Source organism: Nocardioides salarius (genome assembly GCF_016907435.1).
GTDB lineage: Bacteria > Actinomycetota > Actinomycetes > Propionibacteriales > Nocardioidaceae > Nocardioides > Nocardioides salarius.
Genome location: NZ_JAFBBZ010000001.1, coordinates 3,093,396 through 3,112,134 on the forward strand (window position 1 = coordinate 3,093,396; position 18,739 = coordinate 3,112,134).

Consider the following 18,739-nt stretch of genomic DNA (forward strand, 5'->3'; position numbering starts at 1 on the left):
GCCGGTGCGGGTCGCGATCAGCGTCGTGTCCGGCGACGCCAGCACCGACGTCCTGCTCGAGGCGCCCGGCTCGACCCCGGCCGCCGAGGTGGAGGCCGCGCTGCGCCGCCTGGCGCGAGCACCCCGGGGCACCGTGCGGGTCCAGCACCCGCTGCTGGGCGACGGCGAGCCACGCCACTCCTGGGACGCCCACACCCGCCTCGACGAGGTCGGGCTCCTGCAGGGGGCCCGGGTGGTGCTCGGCGAGCGGCACCCGCTCGACCAGGGACCCGGCTCGCCACCGCACGGGCTCGAGCTGCACGTGGTCAGCGGCCCCGACGCGGGCTCGGTGCACCCGCTCCCGGAGGGCGTGCACCAGCTGGGCCGCAGCGGTGCGCTCTCGTGGCAGGACCACTCGCTGTCACGGCGGCACTGCCTGGTCTCGGTGACCCCGGCGGCGGTCGGCGTCACCGACCTGGGCTCGAGCAACGGCACCCGCCTCGACGGCAGGGGCCTCCTGCCGCACGAGCCCCGCACCTGGCGGCCCGGGGAGGTGCTCGCGGTCGGTGACTCGCTGGCGCGGGTGCGGCCGGTCGACCCGGAGCCGGCCGCGCCCACCCCGCCCGGGGACGGCCGGCTGCTCTGGCGCCGCCCGCCCCCGCGGCCGGCGGCGTACGCCCCGGCACCGGTTGACCCCGCGCAGGTCGGTGCCTCGGCGACCCCGAGGGGCCGGGACTGGCCCCGACGCTGGGAGCGCCGCCCCGCCGACCCCGACCACCTCCTGCTGCGGCTCGGGACGGTGGGCCACCACGACGAGCCGGTGCTGCTGGCGCTGCGGCCCGACGGGTCCGGCGGCCCGGTCGGGCTGGTCGGGCCCGACGACGCGGTCGAGGCGGCCCTGCGCTGGTGGCTGCTGCAGCTCGGCGCGCTGCACGCCCCCGCCGACCTCTCGCTCGAGGTCGCGGGCCCACGGGTGGGCCCGGCCTGGTCGTGGTCGCGCTGGCTGCCCCACGACCGTGTCCCCGAGGCGGGCCGCCCCCACCTGCGGCTGCGTCACGGGTACGCCGGCGACGGCAGCCCTCCCGCCCCCGACCCGTCAGCCGCCGGGCCGGTGGTCGTCACCGGACCCGACGTCACCGCCCTGCCGCGGGACTGTGCCGACGTGGTCGAGATCGGGGCCCGCCAGCCGTCGTACGCACGCCTGCTCCGACCCGGTCGGGCGCCGCGCGAGCTGCGGCTCGACGGGGTGTCGGCCCCCTGGGCCGACCGGGTCGCCCGCAGCCTCGCGCCGCTGGAGCTGCCCGGGCGGCCGCCGGCCCCGGAGCCCGCGCACCCCCGTCCGCCCGACCCACCGGGGGTGCGGCTGCGGCCGTGGCGGCCCGTCGACCCGGCCGCGCCGACGGATTGGCCCTCGTCGCGCGCACGCGGCTAGACTGCTGCGGTTGCCTCGGCGAGGGAGCCGACCGTCCGCGGTCGCTCCGTGATCGACGCGGTCGGCTGCGAGACCCTCGCGCCGCGCTGTGTCGTGATCCCGACGGGCGCGGCGCTTCGTGCGTCCGGGCCCACCCGCAGGTGACCACCCGACCTTGCGAGGGTCCTGCCGGGACCCCGCACCGCTGTAGCGCACGAGGAGACACACATGGCTGCCGAGAAGATCGCCGCTGAGGCCCGCACCGAGTTCGGCAAGGGCGCCGCGCGCCGGATCCGTCGCGAGGACAAGGTGCCGGCCGTCATCTACGGGCACGGCAACGAGCCGACCCACATCACGCTCCCGGGCCACGAGATCATGCTCGCGCTCAAGCACGGCGGCGCCAACGCCCTGCTCGACATCGACGTCGACGGCGAGAGCCACCTGGCGCTGACCAAGCAGGTCCAGGTCGACCCGATCAAGCGCTTCATCGAGCACGTCGACTTCGTGGCCGTGCGCCGCGGCGAGAAGGTCACCGTCGACATCCCCGTGCACGTGGTCGGCGAGGCCGTCGCCGAGACCCTCGTGGTCCTCGAGAACTCGGTCGTCTCGGTCGAGGCCGAGGCCACCCACATCCCCGAGTTCGTCGAGGTCGACGTCGAGGGCGCCGAGGTCGGCACCCAGGTGCACGCCTCCGACCTCAAGCTGCCGAAGGGCACCGAGCTGCTCACCGACGGCGACATCCTGGTCGTCAACGTCACCCAGCAGCAGAGCCAGGCGTCGCTCGACGCCGAGCTCGAGGAGCTCGAGGCCGAGGCCGGCATCGAGCACGAGGAGTCGGGCGACGAGGAGTCCACCGAGGGCGAGCAGTCCGGCGACGCCGAGGCCGGCGACTCGCAGGAGTGATCGCGACGGGCCCGGGGGAGCACCATGACCGACGAACGTGAGACCGGCGGCGCGAGCAGCGCCGTCTGGCTCGTCGTCGGCCTGGGCAACCCGGGCCCGACGTACGCCGGGCACCGGCACAACATCGGCTACCTCGTGGCCGACGAGCTGGCCTCGCGGCTCGGCTCGGGGTTCCGGGCCCACAAGTCCGGGCGCGCCGACGTCGTCGAGGGACGGCTCGGCGCTCCCGGCACCGGCGGCCCGCGGGTCGTGCTGGCGCGGCCCCGCTCCTACATGAACGAGCTCGGCGGGCCGGTCAAGGCGCTGGCCACCTTCTACAAGGTGCCGCCCGAGCGGGTCGTGGCGATCCACGACGAGCTCGACATCGCCTTCGACACCCTGCGGGTCAAGCTGGGCGGCGGCGACAACGGCCACAACGGCCTGAAGTCGATGCGCTCCTCGCTGGGCACCGGCGACTTCCACCGGGTGCGGGTCGGCATCGGCCGCCCCCCGGGTCGCCAGGAGGTCGCCGACTTCGTGCTCTCCAACTACTCCCCGGCCGAGCGCAAGGTGCTGCCCTTCGTGGTCGACACCGCCGCCGACGCGGTGGAGTGCCTGGTCGGCGAGGGCCTGGAGAAGACCCAGCAGCGCTTCAACTCCTGATCGCGGCTACCCTCTGCTGGTGACTTTCGAGCCCGGAACCCCGCCCCCCGCCGCTGACGACCACGTGCTGGCCACCTGGCTGGCCGAGGCCGCCGGCCGCCGCCTGCTGGAGGTCCGCGCCGAGGGCCTGGAGGGCAAGGAGCTCAAGGACGCCGGTGACGCCGCCGCCCACGAGCTGCTGATGGACCTGCTGGCCCAGCACCGTCCCGACGACGCGGTGCTCTCCGAGGAGGGCAAGGACGACAAGGCGCGCCTGTCGGCCGACCGGGTCTGGATCATCGACCCCCTCGACGGCACCCGTGAGTTCTCCGAGCCGCCGCGCGACGACTGGGCCGTGCACGTCGCGCTGTGGCAGGGCGGCGCCCTGGTCGCCGGCGCCGTCGCGCAGCCCGAGCTCGGCGAGACCTTCAACACCGGGCAGGCGCCGGTCGTGCCGCCCCGCACCTCCGAGAAGCCGCGGATCGCGGTCTCGCGCAGCCGCCCGCCGGCCTTCGTGCAGGCCCTGGCCGAGGAGATCGACGCCGAGCTGGTGCCGATGGGCTCGGCCGGGGTGAAGATGATGTCGGTGGTGCGCGACGTCGCCGACGCCTACGTGCACGCCGGTGGGCAGTACGAGTGGGACTCAGCCGCCCCCGTGGCCGTGGCCCGCGCCGCCGGCCTGTTCACCTCGCGCGTCGACGGCAGCGAGCTGGTCTACAACCAGGACGACGTCTACCTGCCCGACCTCGTGGTCTGCCGCCCCGAGCTCAGCGAGCAAATCCTGGCCTTCATCGCCGCCCACGGCACCGAGTGAGGTGAGCGTCGAGCACGTGCTGCTGGACGCCGACGGCGTCCTGCAGCGCAGCGCCCCCGACCCCGTCGGGCTGCTGCGCGCCTGGGCCGGGGACCGGGCCGAGGAGCTCGCGCACGCCCTGTGGCGCGCCGAGCGTGGGCCGCTGCGTGGCGAGGGCGACTTCGTCGAGGCGCTCGAGCGGATCGTGCCGGCGTACGCCGACGTCGCGCCGCACGAGGTCTACGACGCGCTGTGGCGCGACATCACCGTCTCCGAGGAGTCGCTGGCCCTGGCCGGGCGGCTGCGCGAGGCCGGTCTGGGAGTGCACCTCGGCACCAACCAGCACCGCCAGCGGGGCGAGCTGATGCGCGCCGGGCTCGGCTACGACGACCACTTCGACGTCTCCTGCTACTCGTGGGAGCTGGGCACCAAGAAGCCCGAGCCGGCCTACTTCGAGATCGCCGTCGAGCGCATCGGAGCAGCCCCCGCGCAGGTGCTCTTCGTCGACGACGTCGCCGCCAACGTCGAGGCCGCGCGCGCGGTCGGGCTGCACGCCGTGCACTGGCACCTCGACGAGGGGCACGACGTGCTGCTCGACGCCCTGGTCGGCCACGGCCTGCCCGTCGGCGAGGTGGGCGCCGCGTGATCTCGGGCCCGCGCTCGATCGTGCTCTTCTCCTGCCTGCTGCTGGCGCTGTCGGGGGCGGCCTTCGCGCTGTCGCGGCTCTACACCCCCGAGCGCACCGTCGACCTGACCCCGCCGGCGGCGTACGTCGGCGCACCGGTGCCGGCCCAGGCCGACCCCGGCACCCAGGCGCGCCGCACCCAGCTCGTCGACGAGGGCTGGCTGCGCCGCACCAGCCGGGCCACGGGCATCCCGTCGCCGGCGCTGCGGGCCTACGCCGACGCCCAGCTCTCGGGCGTCGGTGGGTGCGACGTCGGGTGGACCACCCTGGCCGGCATCGGCTGGATCGAGTCGCAGCACGGCACCCTGGGCGGGCGCACCCTCGACGCCGAGGGCCGCTCGTCGTCGGCGATCCTGGGCCCGGCCCTCGACGGCTCCGGCGACTTCGCCGCCATCCGCTCCACGGCCGCCTCGCGCGCCTGGCACGGCGACGCGACCTGGGAGCACGCGGTGGGGCCGATGCAGTTCCTGCGCTCGTCGTGGGAGCCGTGGGCCGCCGACGGCGACCGCGACGGCAGCATCGACCCGCACGACCTCGACGACGCCGCCGCGACCGCGGCGCGCTACCTGTGCGCCGGCGGGCGCGACCTGGCCCGCGGCGACGGGTGGGCCAGCGCGGTGCTGTCCTACAACCACTCCGACGAGTACGTCGCGGCCGTGCACGCCGCCGCCAGCGCCTACGCCGAGCGGGCCGCCGGGCGCCGTGCGGGCTGACCCGGGCTAGCCTGCCGCTCATGCTGCTGACCTTCGACACGGCGACGCCGCGGGTGGCCGTGGCCCTGCACGACGGCTCCGACGTGGTGGCCGAGCTCGAGGCCGAGCGGGCGATGAAGCACGGCGAGCAGCTCGCGCCGCTCGTCGATGCCGTGATGCGCCAGGTCGGGGTGGTCCGCCAAGACCTCACGGCCATCGGCGTGGGGGTCGGCCCGGGGCCGTTCACCGGCCTCCGGGTCGGGCTGGTGACCGCGCGCACCCTCGCCTTCGTGCTCGAGATCCCGGTCTACGGCGTCTGCACCCTCGACGTGCTGGCGGTCGAGGCCGTCGACACCGGCGCCGTCGACCGCGACTTCGTGGTCGCCACCGACGCCCGCCGCAAGGAGGTCTACCTCGCGTCGTACGACGCCGACGGCGTGCGGCTCGACGGTCCGGTGGTCGACAAGCCCGCCGCGCTGGGCACCGACGCGCCGGTGGTGGGGGAGGGCGCGCTGCTCTACCCCGAGGCGTTCCCGCTCGCGGTCGGCCCGCAGCGGCCCGGTGCCGGCTGGCTCGCGCGGGTGGTGGCCGAGGAGCGGGCCGAGCTCGTCGACCCCGAGCCGATGTACCTGCGCCGCCCCGACGCGGAGGTCACGCGCAGCCGCAAGACGGTCTCGTGACCGTCCGCGAGGCGCGCCCCGACGACCTGGCCGCGCTCGTCTCGCTCGAGCAGCGCAACCTCGGCGCCGACGCCTGGCCGCCGGGGCTGCTCCAGGAGGGTGTCGAGGGCCGCGTGCCCTACGCGACGTACCTCGTGGCGGAGGTGGTCTCGGCGGCCGGGCCGGTGGTCGCGGGCCACGCCGTGCTCAGCGTGGTCGCCGACATCGCCGAGCTGCAGCGGATCTCCGTCGACCCCGAGCACCGGCGGGACGGCCTGGCCACCGCGCTGCTCGACGCCGTCGTGGCCGCGGCCCGGGCCGGCGGCGCCGACCGGCTGCTGCTCGAGGTGCGCGAGGACAACGCCGGGGCGCTGTCGTTCTACGCCGCGCGCGGCTTCGTCGAGGTCGACCGGCGGCGGCGCTACTACCGCGACGGCGCCACCGCCGTGGTGCTGCGCCGAGGTCTCGGGCCGGCGTGCGGCGGGACCGACCAGGGACGCTAGGAGAGCACGGCCGAGCGGAACGTGTGCACCGTGCGGTAGCCGAGCCGCTCGTAGAGGTGGATCGCGGGCGCGTTGTCGGTGTAGACGCCGAGGCTGGCGGTGCCCGACGCGCCGGCGAGCGCCCGTCGGGTCAGGGCCGTCGAGACCAGGCGGCCCAGGCCGCGCCGCTCCTCGCTCGGCAGCACCGTGATGCCGCGCAGCTGGCCGGTGCCGTCGTGCTGGCGGTTCAGCGCGCCGGCGGCGACCAGCCGGTCGTCCTCGACGACGCCGAGCCACGCCTCGACGCCGGGGCTGTCGGGGCGTGCGAACGAGCCCGGGTTGCCGGCGTCGAGCAGGGCGACCAGGTCGTCGCGTCCGCCGACCTCGCCGACCTGCGGGGTCGGCTCGGCGGGCTGCTCGTGGGTCAGCATCCAGTCCCAGCGCGTGGCCGCGTCGTGCGCCCAGCCCGCCGGCAGCGCGTCGTACGCCGCCGCCTCGACGGTGATCCGCCAGGGGCGGGGGTGCAGCGCGGCGACGCGCGCCATCAGCGGCTCGAGCGCCTCGGCGGGCCCCAGGCAGACCAGCTGCGGTCCGGGGGCCGGGCCGGTCCAGCGCGGGTGGTTCTCGACCACGGCCGCGGCCCCCGCGACCCAGGCACGAGGGGCCAGCGCCGGGTCGACCTGGTGGCGCACGAAGCGGTGCTGCGAGGTGGTGACCAGCTGCTCGACCGAGATCTCCTGCACGGCCAGATCATGCCCGGGGCCCGGTGACGATCTGGGCGCGGGGCCGGTGGGCTCGCGTGCGACGATGAGCCGCGTGAGCGAACCGCTGGTGCTGGGGATCGAGACGTCCTGCGACGAGACCGGGGTCGGGATCGTGCGCGGCCACACGCTGCTGGCCGACGCGGTCGCGAGCAGCGTCGACGAGCACGCCCGCTTCGGCGGCGTGGTGCCCGAGGTGGCCAGCCGGGCGCACCTCGAGGCGATGGTGCCCACGATCGAGCGGGCCTGCGAGACGGCGGGCATCTCGCTGCACGACGTCGACGCGATCGCGGTCACCAACGGGCCCGGCCTGGCCGGCGCCCTGCTCGTCGGCGTCGCCTCCGCCAAGGCGCTGGCGCTGGGCCTGGGTAAGCCGCTCTACGGCGTCAACCACCTGGCCTCCCACGTCGCCGTCGACCAGCTCGAGCACGGCCCGCTGCCCGAGCCCTGCCTGGCGATGCTGGTCAGCGGGGGACACTCCAGCCTGCTGCGCGTCGAGGACGTGACCGTCGGGGTCGACCCGATGGGCGAGACGATCGACGACGCTGCGGGGGAGGCCTTCGACAAGGTGGCCCGGCTGCTCGGGCTGCCGTTCCCGGGCGGGCCGCACATCGACCGGATGGCACGCGAGGGCGACAGCGTGGCCATCGACTTCCCGCGGGGGCTGACGGCGCGCCGCGACCTCGAGCGGCACCGCTTCGACTTCTCGTTCTCGGGCCTCAAGACGGCCGTGGCCCGGTGGGTCGAGGCGCGCGAGCGCGCCGGTGAGCCGGTGCCGGTCGCGGACGTCGCGGCGTCGTTCCAGGAGGCGGTCTGCGAGGTGCTGGTGCGCAAGGCGCTCGACGCCGCCTCGAGCGAGGGCATCGACCACCTGCTCATCGGCGGTGGCGTCGCGGCCAACTCCCGGCTGCGTCACCTCGCCGAGGAGCGCGCCGAGCGGCTCGGCATCCGGGTGCGGGTGCCGCGCCCGGGCCTGTGCACCGACAACGGCGCGATGGTGGCCGCGCTGGGCGCGGAGATGGTCGCCCGTGGCCGTACGCCGTCGTCGCTGGACCTGCCGGCCGACTCGAGCCTGCCGGTCTCCTCGGTGCTCGCCGGCTGACCTGGCGCCCCGTCCTCAGTCGAGGACCGGGGCGTGGCCCTCGTCGTCGGTCCAGTCGTCCTCGGTGGCGAAGAAGGCCTGGTCGGGCCGGTCGGCGTCGCGCTTGCGACCACGGCCGGTGCCACCCGCCCCGCCGACCGCGCCACGGCCACCGGCGCCACCGGCCGAGCCGGCGGCGCGTGCGCCAGCCTGTCCGGAGGTGCCTCGGGCGCCGCCGGTCGCCCGGGTGCCCGTGGCTCCCGTCGCAGCTCCGCGACCGGCAGTGGTCGACGTCCCGACCGCACCGGCGCTGCGGCCGAGGGTGGCTCCGCCCGAGGTGCGTCCCGTGCCGATGGCGCGTGCGGCTGCGGGGCGACCGGCCGTGGACCCGGCAGCCGCGCCGCCCACCGGCGCCACGGAGGCTCCGCCGGCGAGGCGGCCGCCGAGGAGCGCCGCCCCACCCATCACGGCGCTGCCGGCGATGCCGCCGCCGATGCCTGCGGTCAGCCCGCCGGTGCCGCCGGTGCCGCTGGTCGTGCCGCTGGTCGTGCCGGGGCCCGTGGGCTGCTCGAACGGGTTGTCGCCGCCGTCGGGCGCGATCGCGTCGGTGTTCGGCTGCTCCGGGTCGCCCGAGCCGGTGTCCCCGTGGTCGGAGCCACCGGTGTCGATGGTGTCGCCGGTCGGTGCCGGTTGGGTGCCGGTCGGGTGGACGTGTGCGCTGCCCCCGGGGTGGCCCGCTGCGACGCTGCCGCCGGTCGGTGCGGCCCCGCCCGCGCCACGCCCGCCTCCAGCACCCGCGCCGGAGCCGGCGGCGTCACGCATGACCCGCTCGTCGGGCTCGCCGTGGATGCGGCGCATCACCTCGGCCGACTCGGCGTACGTCGTGTCGACCTGGTCGGCGCGCTGCTTGGCGCGCGTCTCGCGGTCGGCCATCGCGGCGTTGTAGGCGCCCAGGTCACGGCCGTAGCGCTGCTCGGCGCGCAGCGTGTCGGGGGTCTCCGGCATGCCGGGGGTCCGCTCGGGCGGCTGTGGCTGGGTGGGCGCGCTGGCGTCGAGGAGGCGCTGCTCGTGGGCGGCGGCCATCAGTGCCGAGTTCGACGTCTCGATCGCCTGTGCGGCCGCACGCATCTGCTCGCTGCGCTTCGCGGCCTTCTCGGCCACCTTGGTGAAGGCGGTGACGGCGGCCTCGCTGACCTCGGAGGACTCGCCGAAGCCGGCGCGCACGTCCTCCGTCGCCATCTGGAGGACGCTCTGCACCTCCCGCAGCCTGTCGGCGCCCTGTCTCCACCCCTCGGCGGACACGGCCAGGTCGGGGAAGTGGGCGCCCGACACGGTGCGCCGCAGGCGCTCCTCCTGCTGGCCCATCAGGCGTCGCCTCCCTGCTCGTTGCGAGCCCGGTCGTAGGCCGTGTCGCTCTGCGAGGTGAGTGAGGCCTCGTCGAGCATCTCGACGACCCGCTGCGTGGCCACCATGGTCTCGGCCGAGTCCTCATCGGCGCGCCTGATGAGGCGGGCGGCCTCGTGGACGCTCTCGGCGAAGGCCTCGAGGTCGCGGACGATGCCCTGCACGGTCTCGGCCATCACCTGCTGGGCCCGGGCGTGGTGCAACCCCAGCTCCTGGGCCCGGTCTCCGCGCCCGAGCGAGGGCATGGCGATCGGCGCGTCGGAGGCGAACCGGCGCGCCCACTCGCCCTCGCTGTTCTCACGCAGGAAGGAGATGACCCGGTCGATGGTCGTCTGTTCGACGGCCACGTACTGCATGGCCGCTGAAAGTCCTGCGAAGTACATGCTGAGACTCCGGGTGTGTCGACGGTCCGTGTGTGTGCACACCTGTTGTGCCCCGGCGTGCTCAGGGTAAAACCTGAGCTGTGGCGGCATGTCCGCCCCGGCGCGTCCGGCACGACGGGCCCTCCTGCCGCACGGGCGTCGGCGAGGTGTCAACGGCGCTCGCTCCGGGTAGCAGGGATGCGAGGAGCCGCCCGTTGCCCGCCCGAGTCTCGGAGACCATGTGAAGAAGCACGTGATCGTCGCCCCCCTGCTGTGCTCGGTGCTCGCGGTAGGTAGCTGCAGTGCGGGCGGCGAGGCCCCCGTCGCCGACGACGCCACGTCCCCGGCAGCGTCGCCGGGGTCGAGAGCTCCGGCGGAGGTCGACGACGCGTCCCTGGCCGCGTCCGAGGCGACGGGTGCTCGCCTGAGGTTCCCGTCGGCGCAGCTGCGGCTGCCCGACCAGACGTGGACGGCCAAGTCGGCGGCGAAGGGCTCGGGAGGGGGCTACGCGCCCGGCCTCTCGGGCAAGCTGTTCATCAACGAGGTGCCCACCATCACCAACTACCCCGACCTCGACGAGCTGTTGGACCTCTCGTTGGCAGACGCCAACCGCGACGAGTCCTTCGCTGTGCGGCTGGGGCCGGAGCGTGATCTCGACGGGGTGTCCGTCGCGGTCCTCGAGGGCAGCGGTGGGCGCGAGCACATGGTCCGCCTCGAGACTGGGGTGCTCGAGCCGCAGCCGGCGTACCTGACGCTGGAGATCCGCACCTCCGGGTCCGCCGCGCTGCACCGTGAGCGCGTCGACGCCGTGGTCGCCTCGTGGCAGTGGCGCTGACGTGCGGGACGCGAGGAACCACCCGGCCGGAACACCAGAATCGGAGACCACGTGAAGAAGCATCATCTCTCCCCGCTCCTGCTGTGCACGGCACTCGTCGTGGCCGGGTGCTCCGGGGATGACGACGGGTCGGCTGCCGGTGGTGCGACACCTCCGACGGCGCCCCCGACCTCGAGCACGCCGACGGAGCCCGAGTCGTCGGCTCCGGCGGCGCCTCCGGCGACCGGCGCCAGGCTCACCCTGCCCTCAGCAGCTGTGCGGGTGCCTGACGACGACTGGGTCACTGAGGCGGCCGACACGGGGGCAGGAGGCGCCTACCTGCTGGACGGCACCGGTGGGCTGACGCTGCTGGAGGTCCCGACGCTGACCGACGACCCGGACCTCGACCTGCTGGTCGAGCTGACCCTGGACAACGCGAAGGCCGACAACCCCTTCCCGATGCGGTTGGGGGAGGCTCGCGAGGTCGACGGGGTGGAGATGCCGCTGATCGAGGGCAAGGGCGGGGGCAAGCACGTGACGATCCTGAAGTCGGTCGTCCTCGACCCGGCCGCCACGATCCACTTCGAGCTGCGGACCACGGGCCCGGCGTCCCTGCACCGCCAGCGGCTGGAGTCGATGCTCGCGACCTGGCGATGGCGCTGACGAGGTGCAGGTGAAGCAGCGGGGGCGGCACCCGTGCTTCGTCCTCGAGACGCTGGTCTGCAGCCTGAATTGCTGGCGGTGGGGATCGAGATCCGCACCCAGCGCGTCGAGTCGGTGCTGGCCTCGTTCCGCTGGCGCTGATCCGCAGTCCCGGTCCCGTCACCGGGACATCCGGAACTCCGCCTCGATCTCGGGGTTCCCGCCCTGGACCGGCCCCTCGACCGTGGTGGGATCGCCGCCGTCCAGGGGCACCTCGAGCAGTGACCACTGGTTGTCCTGCAGGCCGGCGACCGAGACCAGCAGCGCGTCGGGGGAGGCCCAGCCGGTCCGGCTGACCACCTGGCCGTCGTCGGGCTCGTAGGCCAGCACCGTCTCCAGCGACAGGTCGAGGACCCGGACGTCGCCCAGCATGTTGTTCTCGGCGAAGGCGGCCTCGACATAGCGCCCATCGGGGGAGAACGACAGCCCCCACACGACGCACGACCGGGCCGTGGTGGTCGCGGCAGCGACGTCGTACAGGCCGACGCAGCCGTACTGGGTGAACTCGTCGGCCGGCTGCTCGGAGAAGGACCACAGGCTGCCGTCGGGGCTCACGTCGTCGACGCGCACCGCCATGTCGATGTCGAAGGGCTCGACGCCGTCTCGGCTGACCACGTGCAGGGTGGTGTTCCCGTCACCGGTCAGCACCTCGCACCCCCCGGCGGCGCAACCGCTTCCGAGGACGGCGTCGACCGAGCGGTAGGCGTCGCGCTCGGCCGGCGGGGTGGCCAGCACGGTCGGCTCGCGGGTGCCCGACTCGAGCACCCGCACGGCACCGTCCTCGCCCACCCACGCCGCCGTGTCGCTGGTCGCGCCGACGACGATGTGGTTGATCTCGGCGGGGTACGACGCCTGCACCTCTCCGTCGGCGCCCAGCACGAGGATCTCCCTCCCGCCGTTGGGGACCGCCACGACCCTTCCGTCGCCGAGCAGGGCGTAGTCGATCACCTGCTCGTCGGGCAGGTCGAGCTCGGTCGTGGTCCCGTCGGGCCGGGTCAGGGTGCTGCCCCGCAGCACCGAGGAGGCCGGGGCCGAGGTCGTCTCGACCGCCTCGGTGGCCGACCGGGACGGGCCGGCGGGATCGGGGGCGTCGGTGCGGTCGATCGTGCCGCCCAGCAGCAGGACCGAGGGCACCGCGACGGCGACAGCCGCTGCCGCGGCGCCGGCCGCCAGGGCGTGGCGGCGGCGTCGGATGCCGCGGGCGCGGCCCTGCACGTCGGAGAGCGTGAAGGGCGTGTCGTGCAGGCCGGAGACCTCGCGCTCCAGTGCGGCCCCGATCTCGGTGCCCTGGCTGTTCTCGTTCATCGTTCCTCCTCCCGGGGGTGCAGGTGTGCCGGTGTGCGTTCGCGGAGCAGGGCCATCGCCCGGCTCGACTGGGACTTCACGGTGCCCTTCGAGACCCCGAGGGTCTCGGCGGTCTCCGCCTCGCTGAGCTGCTCGTAGTAGCGCAGCACCACGACCGCGCGGGCCTTGGGCGGCAGCGAGCGAACGACGTCCCACAGGGCGGCGGAGCCCCCGTCGTCGTAGGTGTCGTGGTGGGCGGCCGTCTCGGGGAGCCGCTCGGTGGCCTGCTCACGTCGGTGCCAGGGCCGCCGCCAGGCCGACGTCGTCTCGTTGACGAGGATCCGGCGCACGTAGGCGTCGACGGCGCCGCGGTCGCGGACCTTGTCCCACGACAGGTAGAGCTTGGCCAGCGCGGTCTGCAGCACGTCCTCGGCCTGGTGCCGGTCGCCGCAGACCAGGTACGCCGTGCGCAGCAGTGCCGCCTGGCGCGCGGCGAGGTACTCGGTGAACTCGGCGTCGCGCCGCTCGCTCCTGCCGCGGACCGGCGTGCGGTCGGTCTCCACGGCGCTCACCTTCTCGGCCTGCCGGGCCGGTGCTCGTGCCTGCATCGTCTCCTCCTCGGTCCCACACCCACCAGACGCAGCACCGGTGCGGAAGGTTGGAACCGCCTCCCCGGGGGTGCCCTCGCCCTCCTGGATGGGGTTGCATGGTCCGGTAGCCATCCGGACCGATCGAGGAGATCGCACATGCAGCAGGTGAAGGCCGTCGTCGCGCGCGCCAAGGGCGCGCCCGTCGAGGTGACCACGATCAACGTCCCGGACCCCGGCCCGGGGGAGGCAGTGGTGCAGGTGCAGACGTGCGGTGTGTGCCACACCGACCTGCACTACCGCGAGGGCGGGATCAACGACGAGTTCCCGTTCCTGCTGGGCCACGAGGCCGCGGGGGTCGTGGAGTCGGTCGGTGAGGGTGTCACCAGCGTGGCGCCCGGCGACTTCGTGGTGCTCAACTGGCGGGCGGTGTGCGGTGACTGCCGCGCCTGCAACCGCGGCGAGCCGCAGTACTGCTTCAACACCCACAACGCGACCCAGAAGATGACGCTGGCCGAGGGTGACGACGCCGGCACCGAGCTGTCGCCGGCGCTGGGCATCGGCGCCTTCGCCGAGAAGACCCTCGTCGCCGCCGGCCAGTGCACCAAGGTCGACCCCGAGGCGCGTCCCGCCGCGGTGGGCCTGCTCGGCTGCGGCGTGATGGCCGGCATCGGTGCGTCCATCAACACCGGCCAGACCACGCGGGGCCGCTCGGCCGCCGTGATCGGCTGCGGCGGTGTCGGCGTCGCAGCGGTCGCCGGTGCCGCGCTGTCGGGCGCCAGCCCCGTCATCGCCGTCGACATCGACCCCAAGAAGCTCGAGAAGGCCCGCGAGCTCGGCGCCACCCACACGGTGGACTCCTCGCAGGTCGACCCGGTCGAGGAGATCAAGCGGATCTGCGCCGAGACCTACCCGGGCGCCGAGGGTGCCGACGTGGTGGTCGAGGCCGTGGGTCGCCCCGAGACCTGGAAGCAGGCGTTCTACGCCCGCGACCTGGCCGGCACCGTGGTGCTGGTCGGGGTGCCGACGCCGGACATGAAGGTGCCCGACCTGCCGCTCATCGACGTCTTCGGGCGCGGCGGGGCGCTGAAGTCGAGCTGGTACGGCGACTGCCTGCCCAGCCGCGACTTCCCGATGCTCGTCGACCTCTACACCTCCGGGCGCCTCGACCTCGACGCGTTCGTCACCGAGGAGATCGGCATCGACGACGTGGAGGCCGCGTTCGACAAGATGCACCACGGCGACGTGCTGCGATCGGTGGTGGTGCTCTGATGACCGCCCGCGTGGACCACGCCGTCGTCTCGGGGACCTTCTCGCTCGACGGGGAGACCCACGAGGTCGACAACAACGTCTGGGTGGTCGGCGACGACACCGAGTGCGTCGTCATCGACGCGCCGCACGACGTCGACGCGATCATGGAGCTGGTCGGTGACCGGGCGGTGCGCGCCATCCTGCTCACCCACGCCCACGACGACCACTGCCGCGTCGCCCCCGAGCTGCGCGAGCGGGTCGTGGCACCGATCATGCTGCACCCCGACGAGCGGCCGCTGTGGGAGCTCACCCACACCGACCACCTCTGGGACGTCGACCTCGGCGACGGGTTCGAGATCCTCGTCGGTGGCACCCGCCTGCAGGCCATCCACACCCCCGGCCACGCCCCGGGAGCGGTCTGCTTCCACGCGCCCTCGCTGGGCGTCGTCTTCACCGGCGACACGCTCTTCCAGGGCGGCCCCGGTGCGACCGGACGCTCGTACAGCGACGAGGACGTCATCAAGACGTCGATCCGCGAGCGGCTCTTCGCGCTGCCCGAGGAGACCGTGGTGCACACCGGCCACGGCCCCGACACCACCATCGGTGCGGAGAAGGCGGCGCTCGGCACCTCCTGACCCATGGCGCTCGGGCAGTCCCTGACGTTCCACACACCTCGACGGCGTGTCGCGGTGAGGAACGTCAGGGACTGTCCGCGTCCTGGGGGCGCGGGTGGGGTCAGAGGGGGCGGACCAGCAGGGCGGTGCCGGCCCCGGCCACCCGGGTCAGCACGATCGTGGCCTCGGCGTCGCCGGAGAGGGCCAGGCGCTTGCGCAGCTCCTCGGGCACCACGTCGACGCCGCGCTTCTTGATGGTCAGCCGGCCCACGCCACGCTCGCGCAGGGCGGCGCGCAGCGCCTTCTCGCGGTAGGGCAGCTCCTCGAGCACCTCGTAGCCGCGGGCGAACGGGGTGGGGGTGGCCGTGTCGTCCGCGTCGGTGGTGACGTAGGCGATGTGCTCGTCGACCAGCCCGCCGTCGCAGGCCGCGGCCACGGCGGTCACCAGGCCGGCCCGGATCACCGCCGCGTCGGGCTCGTAGAGGAAGCGGCCCACCGGTCGTACGCCGGCGCCCGGGTCGTCCTCGTCGGTGAGGGTGGCCAGCCCGCCGTCGCCGATGACGGTGGCGCGCCGGCGGGTCGTGGCCAGGCGGCCCGACCACAGGGCGGCCTCCTTGACCTCGCCGTGGTCGCTGACCCACTCGGCCTCGACGCCCTCGGGCACCAGGTCGTGGGGGATGCCCGGCGCGACCTTGACGCAGGAGTCGCGGGCCAGCAGGGACTCGACGAACGACCACGGGGGAGTCCAGTCGTCGACGTCGAAGCTGCGACCGCGCGCCGAGCGGCGCGCGGGGTCGGCGTACGCGACGTCGAAGGGGGAGGTGTCGATCGTGGTCGCGTCGACGACGCTGACGACGCCGTCGAGGTCGAGCGCCGCGAGGTTGGCGCCGGCGACAGCGACCCGCACCGGGTCGAGGTCGACCCCGACGCTGACGATGCCGGTCTCGGCCGCGGCGAGCAGGTCGCCGCCGATGCCGCAGCCGAGGTCGACCAGGCTCAGGGCGTCGAAGGCCCGCAGCCGCGCCGCGCGGTGGCGGGCGACGGCCAGGCGGGTGGCCTGCTCGAGCCCGTCGGGGGTGAAGTAGAGCCGCGCGGCCAGGTCGCCGAACTTGGCGACCGCCCGACGCCGCAGCCCGGCCTGGGTCAGCGCGGCGGCCGCGTGCTCGGCGTCGGCGTGGCGGCGCAGGGCCGTCTGGGCGCGTAGCGGGTCGCCCGGGTCGAGCTCCTCGGCGCGGGCCAGGAGCGCCTGGCCGTCGTCGGTGAGCAGCCACCGGAAGGCGTCGAGGTCCATCGGGCGATCCTGTCACCGCCCTCCCGCTCTGGCACTCCTCGAGGGGGAGTGCTAGTTTTTGGACTGGCACTCTCCCCGTGAGTGTGCCAGCGCTCACCAGGTCGGCGCGACCCCCGCGACGGCGTGCCAGGGCCTGCGAGCACCCCTTTACGTTTTCCACCAGCCAACGTGTGCAAGAAAGTGGAGGTCGATCCAACGTGTCGATCAACATCAAGCCCCTCGAGGACCGCATCGTCGTGAAGACGCTCGAGGCGGAGCAGACCACCGCCTCGGGTCTCGTCATCCCCGACACGGCCAAGGAGAAGCCCCAGGAGGGCGAGGTCGTGGCCGTGGGCCCGGGCCGCTTCAACGAGGACGGCGACGAGCGCGTCCCGATGGACATCTCCGTGGGCGACAAGGTCATCTACAGCAAGTACGGCGGCACCGAGGTCAAGTACGGCGGCGAGGAGCTGCTGATCCTCTCGGCGCGCGACGTCCTCGCGATCGTCAACTGATCCACCGGCCCGGGCGTCATGCCGACCGGTCGCCCTGCGACCCGCGTCGCATGGCGCCCGGGCCCGTTTCATCTCCCACACCACTGACCTAGGAGCATCCACATGCCCAAGATCCTGGAGTTCGACGAGAACGCCCGCCGCGCGCTCGAGCGCGGCGTCGACGCCCTCGCCAACGCCGTCAAGGTGACCCTCGGCCCCAAGGGCCGCTACGTCGTCCTCGACAAGAAGTGGGGCGCCCCCACGATCACCAACGACGGCGTGACCGTCGCGCGGGAGATCGAGCTGGACGACCCCTTCGAGAACCTCGGTGCCCAGCTCACCAAGGAGGTCGCCACCAAGACCAACGACATCGCCGGCGACGGCACCACCACCGCGACGGTGCTGGCTCAGGCGATGGTCCACGAGGGCCTGCGCGCCGTGGCCGCGGGTGCGAACCCGATGGGTCTCAAGCGCGGCATGGACGCGGCGGCCAAGGCCGTCGGCGACGCGCTGCTCGAGGCGGCCCGCGAGGTCGACTCGGTGGAGGACATGGCCTCGGTGGCCACCATCTCCAGCCGCGACAAGGTCATCGGCGACCTGCTCTCGCAGGCCTTCGACAAGGTCGGCAAGGACGGTGTCATCACCGTCGAGGAGTCCAGCTCGATGGGCACCGAGCTCGACTTCACCGAGGGCATGCAGTTCGACAAGGGCTACCTGTCGCAGTACTTCGTGACCGACCCGGAGCGCATGGAGGCCGTCCTCGACGACCCCTACATCCTCCTGCACCAGGGCAAGATCTCGGCGATCGCCGACCTGCTGCCGCTGCTGGAGAAGGTCATCGCCGCCGGCAAGCCGCTCTTCATCCTCGCCGAGGACGTCGAGGGCGAGGCGCTCTCGACCCTGGTGGTCAACAAGATCCGCGGCACGTTCAACGCCGTCGCGGTCAAGAGCCCGGCCTTCGGTGACCGCCGCAAGGCGATGATGCAGGACATCGCGACCCTGACCGGCGGTCAGGTCATCGCCCCCGAGGTCGGCCTCAAGCTCGACCAGGTCGGTCTCGAGGTGCTGGGCCAGGCCCGTCGCGTCGTGATCACCAAGGACAACACGACCATCGTCGACGGTGCCGGCGACGCCACCGCCGTCGAGGGCCGCGTCAACCAGATCAAGGCCGAGATCGAGAACACCGACTCCGACTGGGACCGCGAGAAGCTCCAGGAGCGCCTCGCCAAGCTCGCCGGCGGTGTCTGCGTGATCAAGGTCGGCGCCGCCACCGAGGTGGAGCTGAAGGAGAAGAAGCACCGCATCGAGGACGCCGTCTCCGCGACGCGCGCCGCGATCGAGGAGGGCATCGTCCCCGGTGGTGGCTCCGCGCTGATCCACGCCGTCTCGGTGCTCGAGAAGGACCTCGGCCTCGAGGGCGACGAGGCGGTCGGCGTGCGCATCGTGCGCAAGTCGGCCGACGAGCCGCTGCGCTGGATCGCCGAGAACGGTGGCGTCAACGGCTACGTCGTGACCACCAAGGTCCGCGAGATGGGCGTCGGCAACGGCTACAACGCCGCCACCGAGGAGTACGGCGACCTGGTCGCCCAGGGCGTCCTGGACCCGGTCAAGGTCACCCGCTCCGCGCTGGTCAACGCCACCTCGATCGCCGGCATGCTGCTGACGACCGAGACGCTGATCGTCGACAAGCCCGAGGACGAGGACGAGTCCGCCGCCGGCGGCCACGGCCACGGCCACGGTCACTGATCAGGCACTGATCACGCACTGATCCACCCCGCGGCGCAGCACGCGCCGCACCGCACGACGGCCCGTCCGGGGAGACCCGGGCGGGCCGTCGTCGTCCCGGTGACCGCCCAGGACGTCATACGGGCAGGACGTCCGCTCGTGCCA

Annotated in this window: 21 protein-coding genes; 15 read left to right on the top strand and 6 right to left on the bottom strand. The window is 74.0% G+C overall.

Features of this window, described 5'->3' with window-relative positions:
- Positions 1–4: 4 nt before the first annotated feature.
- The 8 genes from JOE61_RS14950 (at position 5) to JOE61_RS14985 (ending at position 6,246) form a co-directional block, all read left to right on the top strand.
- A complete protein-coding gene (locus tag JOE61_RS14950; protein ID WP_193666959.1) occupies positions 5–1,411 on the top strand; it encodes an FHA domain-containing protein in 1,407 nt (468 codons plus the stop codon).
- A 207-nt stretch (positions 1,412–1,618) separates the two neighbouring features.
- On the top strand, positions 1,619–2,293 hold the full coding sequence (locus JOE61_RS14955) for a 50S ribosomal protein L25/general stress protein Ctc (RefSeq protein WP_193666960.1): 675 nt from the start codon (positions 1,619–1,621) through the stop codon (positions 2,291–2,293).
- A 24-nt stretch (positions 2,294–2,317) separates the two neighbouring features.
- Positions 2,318–2,935 carry an aminoacyl-tRNA hydrolase gene (pth, locus tag JOE61_RS14960; RefSeq protein WP_193666961.1) on the top strand — a complete coding sequence of 206 codons (618 nt, stop codon included), beginning with the start codon at positions 2,318–2,320 and terminating at the stop codon, positions 2,933–2,935.
- Between the two features lie 19 nt (positions 2,936–2,954).
- Positions 2,955–3,728 carry a 3'(2'),5'-bisphosphate nucleotidase CysQ gene (locus JOE61_RS14965; protein WP_193666962.1) on the top strand — a complete coding sequence of 258 codons (774 nt, stop codon included), beginning with the start codon at positions 2,955–2,957 and terminating at the stop codon, positions 3,726–3,728.
- Between the two features lies 1 nt (position 3,729).
- Positions 3,730–4,353, top strand: a complete 624-nt coding sequence (locus tag JOE61_RS22575; protein ID WP_193666963.1) for an HAD-IA family hydrolase — start codon at positions 3,730–3,732, stop codon at positions 4,351–4,353.
- Positions 4,350–5,105 (top strand): lytic murein transglycosylase, encoded by a 756-nt coding sequence (locus JOE61_RS14975; protein WP_307823038.1) that lies wholly within the window; start codon positions 4,350–4,352, stop codon positions 5,103–5,105. Before JOE61_RS22575 ends, JOE61_RS14975 begins: the two co-directional genes overlap by 4 nt.
- Positions 5,106–5,125: 20 nt before the next feature.
- The gene (gene tsaB / locus JOE61_RS14980; protein WP_193666964.1) at positions 5,126–5,764 is read left to right on the top strand and encodes a tRNA (adenosine(37)-N6)-threonylcarbamoyltransferase complex dimerization subunit type 1 TsaB; all 639 of its coding nucleotides are present in this window, start codon (positions 5,126–5,128) and stop codon (positions 5,762–5,764) included.
- The gene (locus JOE61_RS14985) at positions 5,761–6,246 is read left to right on the top strand and encodes a GNAT family N-acetyltransferase (protein ID WP_193666965.1); all 486 of its coding nucleotides are present in this window, start codon (positions 5,761–5,763) and stop codon (positions 6,244–6,246) included. The genes tsaB and JOE61_RS14985 overlap by 4 nt, the downstream gene beginning before the upstream one ends.
- Here the strand turns inward: JOE61_RS14985 and JOE61_RS22580 are convergent.
- On the bottom strand, positions 6,243–6,968 hold the full coding sequence (locus tag JOE61_RS22580; RefSeq protein WP_193666966.1) for a GNAT family N-acetyltransferase: 726 nt from the start codon (positions 6,966–6,968) through the stop codon (positions 6,243–6,245). The two genes, JOE61_RS14985 and JOE61_RS22580, sit on opposite strands and share 4 nt — an antisense overlap.
- A 73-nt stretch (positions 6,969–7,041) precedes the next feature.
- On the opposite strand from JOE61_RS22580, the gene tsaD reads away from it, so the two are divergent.
- Positions 7,042–8,088, top strand: coding sequence for a tRNA (adenosine(37)-N6)-threonylcarbamoyltransferase complex transferase subunit TsaD (gene tsaD / locus JOE61_RS14995; RefSeq protein WP_372440081.1), 1,047 nt, complete (start codon positions 7,042–7,044; stop codon positions 8,086–8,088).
- A 15-nt stretch (positions 8,089–8,103) separates the two neighbouring features.
- On the opposite strand, the gene JOE61_RS15000 is transcribed toward tsaD, so the two are convergent.
- Positions 8,104–9,432 carry a hypothetical protein gene (locus tag JOE61_RS15000; protein WP_193666968.1) on the bottom strand — a complete coding sequence of 443 codons (1,329 nt, stop codon included), beginning with the start codon at positions 9,430–9,432 and terminating at the stop codon, positions 8,104–8,106.
- Positions 9,432–9,827, bottom strand: a complete 396-nt coding sequence (locus JOE61_RS15005) for a hypothetical protein (RefSeq protein ID WP_193666969.1) — start codon at positions 9,825–9,827, stop codon at positions 9,432–9,434. Before JOE61_RS15005 ends, JOE61_RS15000 begins: the two co-directional genes overlap by 1 nt.
- A 259-nt stretch (positions 9,828–10,086) precedes the next feature.
- Between JOE61_RS15005 and JOE61_RS15010 the strand changes: the two genes are divergently transcribed.
- A complete protein-coding gene (locus tag JOE61_RS15010) occupies positions 10,087–10,668 on the top strand; it encodes a hypothetical protein (RefSeq protein ID WP_193666970.1) in 582 nt (193 codons plus the stop codon).
- Positions 10,669–10,929: 261 nt separating this feature from the next.
- Complete coding sequence (locus tag JOE61_RS15015) at positions 10,930–11,310, top strand: hypothetical protein (protein ID WP_193666971.1); 381 nt, start codon at positions 10,930–10,932, stop codon at positions 11,308–11,310.
- Between the two features lie 159 nt (positions 11,311–11,469).
- Here JOE61_RS15015 and JOE61_RS15020 read toward each other — a convergent pair whose 3' ends face one another.
- Positions 11,470–12,654: a WD40 repeat domain-containing protein gene (locus JOE61_RS15020; RefSeq protein ID WP_193666972.1), complete on the bottom strand. Its 1,185-nt coding sequence runs from the start codon at positions 12,652–12,654 to the stop codon at positions 11,470–11,472.
- Positions 12,651–13,241, bottom strand: coding sequence for a SigE family RNA polymerase sigma factor (locus JOE61_RS15025; protein ID WP_193666973.1), 591 nt, complete (start codon positions 13,239–13,241; stop codon positions 12,651–12,653). The genes JOE61_RS15020 and JOE61_RS15025 overlap by 4 nt, the downstream gene beginning before the upstream one ends.
- 138 nt (positions 13,242–13,379) lie before the next feature.
- Between JOE61_RS15025 and JOE61_RS15030 the strand changes: the two genes are divergently transcribed.
- Positions 13,380–14,492 carry an S-(hydroxymethyl)mycothiol dehydrogenase gene (locus JOE61_RS15030; protein WP_204797252.1) on the top strand — a complete coding sequence of 371 codons (1,113 nt, stop codon included), beginning with the start codon at positions 13,380–13,382 and terminating at the stop codon, positions 14,490–14,492.
- Complete coding sequence (locus JOE61_RS15035) at positions 14,492–15,106, top strand: MBL fold metallo-hydrolase (RefSeq protein WP_193666975.1); 615 nt, start codon at positions 14,492–14,494, stop codon at positions 15,104–15,106. Before JOE61_RS15030 ends, JOE61_RS15035 begins: the two co-directional genes overlap by 1 nt.
- A gap of 100 nt (positions 15,107–15,206) precedes the next feature.
- Here JOE61_RS15035 and JOE61_RS15040 read toward each other — a convergent pair whose 3' ends face one another.
- Entirely contained in the window at positions 15,207–16,376 is a 1,170-nt protein-coding gene (locus JOE61_RS15040; protein ID WP_193666976.1) for a class I SAM-dependent methyltransferase, read from the bottom strand.
- Positions 16,377–16,573: 197 nt separating this feature from the next.
- On the opposite strand from JOE61_RS15040, the gene groES reads away from it, so the two are divergent.
- Both groES and groL read left to right on the top strand, forming a co-directional pair.
- Positions 16,574–16,870 carry a co-chaperone GroES gene (gene groES / locus JOE61_RS15045; RefSeq protein ID WP_179614115.1) on the top strand — a complete coding sequence of 99 codons (297 nt, stop codon included), beginning with the start codon at positions 16,574–16,576 and terminating at the stop codon, positions 16,868–16,870.
- Positions 16,871–16,972: 102 nt separating this feature from the next.
- The gene (gene groL, locus JOE61_RS15050) at positions 16,973–18,595 is read left to right on the top strand and encodes a chaperonin GroEL (protein WP_193666977.1); all 1,623 of its coding nucleotides are present in this window, start codon (positions 16,973–16,975) and stop codon (positions 18,593–18,595) included.
- The last annotated feature ends 144 nt before the right edge of the window (positions 18,596–18,739 follow it).

Coding starts and splice junctions, on each gene's coding strand:
- JOE61_RS14955 (WP_193666960.1), top strand. CDS start 1,619: ATGGCTGCCGAGAAGATCGCCGCTGAGGCCCGCACCGAGTTCGGCAAG.
- pth (WP_193666961.1), top strand. CDS start 2,318: ATGACCGACGAACGTGAGACCGGCGGCGCGAGCAGCGCCGTCTGGCTC.
- tsaB (WP_193666964.1), top strand. CDS start 5,126: ATGCTGCTGACCTTCGACACGGCGACGCCGCGGGTGGCCGTGGCCCTG.
- JOE61_RS15000 (WP_193666968.1), bottom strand. CDS start 9,432: ATGGGCCAGCAGGAGGAGCGCCTGCGGCGCACCGTGTCGGGCGCCCAC.
- JOE61_RS15005 (WP_193666969.1), bottom strand. CDS start 9,827: ATGCAGTACGTGGCCGTCGAACAGACGACCATCGACCGGGTCATCTCC.
- JOE61_RS15020 (WP_193666972.1), bottom strand. CDS start 12,654: ATGAACGAGAACAGCCAGGGCACCGAGATCGGGGCCGCACTGGAGCGC.
- JOE61_RS15025 (WP_193666973.1), bottom strand. CDS start 13,241: ATGCAGGCACGAGCACCGGCCCGGCAGGCCGAGAAGGTGAGCGCCGTG.
- JOE61_RS15030 (WP_204797252.1), top strand. CDS start 13,380: ATGCAGCAGGTGAAGGCCGTCGTCGCGCGCGCCAAGGGCGCGCCCGTC.
- JOE61_RS15035 (WP_193666975.1), top strand. CDS start 14,492: ATGACCGCCCGCGTGGACCACGCCGTCGTCTCGGGGACCTTCTCGCTC.
- JOE61_RS15040 (WP_193666976.1), bottom strand. CDS start 16,376: ATGGACCTCGACGCCTTCCGGTGGCTGCTCACCGACGACGGCCAGGCG.
- groL (WP_193666977.1), top strand. CDS start 16,973: ATGCCCAAGATCCTGGAGTTCGACGAGAACGCCCGCCGCGCGCTCGAG.